This window comes from Actinosynnema sp., assembly GCF_052038725.1.
On record NZ_JBQGCX010001540.1, the window covers coordinates 1 to 2158 of the forward strand.

Annotated in this window: 1 protein-coding gene; it reads right to left on the minus strand. The window is 77.8% G+C overall.

Annotated features, from left to right (window positions below; genetic code table 11):
- Positions 1–148: 148 nt before the first annotated feature.
- Positions 149–2158: FAD-binding and (Fe-S)-binding domain-containing protein (locus ACTUAL_RS32330; protein WP_440902888.1), on the minus strand; the 2010-nt coding region annotated here is incomplete at its 5' end.

Genomic DNA, 2158 nt, shown 5'->3' on the forward strand with positions numbered 1-2158 from the left:
CGCCCAGCAGCGGCGCCCCCAGCACCGGGACGCCCAGCAGCGCCGCGAGCAGCGTCCTGCGCCGCGCGGCCCCTGGCGAAGTGTCAGCCATCGTCGTACCCCTCCGTGTTCAGTGCGTCACGCGGAGTACTGTAGGGGGCCGTTCGGGCTAGTCGCGCCCACCCCCGCGCAACCCCAGCCGCCTGGCCAGCAGCGTCGCCGCGTGCACCGGTTCCGCGCCGGTGACCTGCCTGACCTGCGTGCGGCAGCTGAACCCGTCCGCCACCACCGCCGTCCCCGCGCCCGCCGCCCGCACCGCGGGCCCGAGGCCCTGCTCCGCCACCGCCACCGACACCCCGTGGTGCCCCTTCTCGAACCCGAAGTTCCCGGCCAGCCCGCAGCACCCCGGCACCAGCTCCGCCGCCACCCCGGCCCGCGCCAGCAGCTGCTCGTCCGCGCCCGTCCCGCTCTCCGCGTACAGGTGGCAGTGCGGCTGCACCACCGCCGACCCCGGCGCCCCGCCCGGCGCGTCCAGCACCGGCCCGACCTGCTCGGCGACCGTGCGCACCGCCCCGGCCAGCGCCACCACGTCCGCGTCGGCCCCGGCCAGCTCCACCGCCTCCGACCGCAGGCACGCCGCGCACCTCGGTTCCACCCCCACCACCGGCACCCCCGCCCGCACCCACGGCCGCAGCGCCCGCGCCGTCCGCCGCAGCACCCGCCGCGCCACCCCGAGCTGCCCGGTCGAGTACCAGGTCAGCCCGCAGCACACCGCCGCCCGCGGCACCTCCACCGAGTGCCCGGTCGCCGCCAGCACCGCCGCCGCGTCCAGCCCCACCTCGGGCTCGAACCGGTTGGTGAACGTGTCCGGGAACAGCAGCACCGGGTCGCCCGACCCCACCGGCTCGAACCGCTCCTGCAACGACCGCCGCGCCGGGACCGGCAGCTCACGCCCCGGATCGACCCCGGCGAACCGGGCCAGCCGCCGCGTCACCCGGTTCACCAGCCGGGCCCGCAGCCACAGCGGCAACCACCCCATCGAGTAGTGCGCCAAGGGCCGCAGCCGCCCCCGGTAGTGCCGGTGCAGGAACTCGACCTTGTACGCGGCCATGTCCACGTCCACCGGGCAGTCCCGCTTGCACCCCTTGCACCCCAGGCACAGGTCCAGCGCCTCGCGCACCTCGGTCGAGCGCCACCCGCCGCGCACCACGTCCCCGGCGAGCATCTCGAACAGCAGCCGCGCCCGCCCGCGCGTGGAGTGCTTCTCCTCGCGGGTGGCCCGGTAGCTCGGGCACATCACCCCGCCGGAGGTGTTCAGGCACTTCCCGACGCCCACGCACCGCCGCGTCGCCGCCGCCAGGTCCCCGCCGTCCGCGCGCAGCGCGAGCGCCGCCCTGGTCGGGATCACGGCGGGCGCCACCACCACCCGCAGGTCCCGATCCAGCGGCAGCGGGTCGACGACCCGGCCGGGGTTGAGCAGCCCGCGCGGGTCGCACGCCGACTTGAACGCCCGGAACGCCGCGATCGCCTCCGGCGGGTACATCCTGGCCAGCAGCTCGGAGCGGGCCTGCCCGTCGCCGTGCTCCCCGGACACCGACCCGCCGTGCGCGACCACCAGGTCCGCCGCCGCCTCCAGGAACGCCCGGTACCCGCGCGCCCCGCGCCGCCCGCCCGCCAGGTCGAAGTCGATCCGCACGTGCACGCAGCCCTCGCCGAAGTGCCCGTACGTCACCCCGCGCCGCCCGTGCCCGGCCAGCAGGTCGTCGAACTCGCGCAGGTACGCGCCCAGCCGCTCCGGCGGCACCGCCGCGTCCTCCCAGCCCGACCACGCCTCGCCGCCGTCGGCCGTCCGGGTCGCCAGCCCCGCCCCGTCCTCCCGCACCCGCCACAGCGCCCGCTGCCGCGCCGGGTCCAGCACCACCGCCGAGTGCGGGGCCAGCGACGCCGCCTCGTGCGCCACGACCTCCTCGGTGGTCTCCACGAACAGCCAGCTCGACCCGCGCGGCAGCAGCCTGCGCACGTCCCGCCCGGCCGCCGCGACCAGCGACTCCTCCAGCCCCTCCACGGCCAGCACGTCGCCCAGCGCGGCCACGTGCGGCGCGGTGTCGGCCGCGTCGTACCGGCCGTCGAACCCCAGCACCGCCAGCACCCGCCTCGGCGGTGCCGGGACCAGCCGCAC